At 78.8% G+C, this 353-nt stretch carries 1 pseudogene; it reads right to left on the bottom strand.

Annotation, left to right across the window (positions count from 1 at the left end):
- A pseudogene (locus tag G3I65_RS22085) lies at positions 1-353 on the bottom strand (hypothetical protein); the annotation flags it as partial.

The following is a 353-nucleotide window of genomic DNA, read 5'->3' as shown; positions in this document are numbered from 1 at the left end:
CAGGCCGAGCGCGCCCACGCCGCCGCGGCCAGTGCCTCCTGGCGCTCGTCGTGCTCCATCAGCTCGACGATCTCCGGGATGCCCCGCCGCAATCGCCGCAGCGGGACGGCGACCGCGAAGCCCAGCACGGCGAGCACCGCGGCCAGCGCGAGGCCGGCGCCCCAGAGCACCGTGACCAGCAAGTACGTGTCGGGCACCTGCAGCAGCTCCGCGCCGGACATCCGCCGGAGCGCCTCGGCGAGACCGGCGCCGAACCCGCCGCCGAGCAGCCCGGCCAGCGCGAACACCGGCGCGGCCGCCCAGCCGCCCAGCCACGGCCGCAGCCGGCGCGGCTTGTGCCGCCAGCCGGGCCG

Source organism: Amycolatopsis sp. SID8362, from assembly GCF_010550475.1.
Taxonomy (GTDB): domain Bacteria; phylum Actinomycetota; class Actinomycetes; order Mycobacteriales; family Pseudonocardiaceae; genus Amycolatopsis; species Amycolatopsis eburnea.
This window is presented reverse-complemented; position numbering and strand designations above follow the sequence as displayed.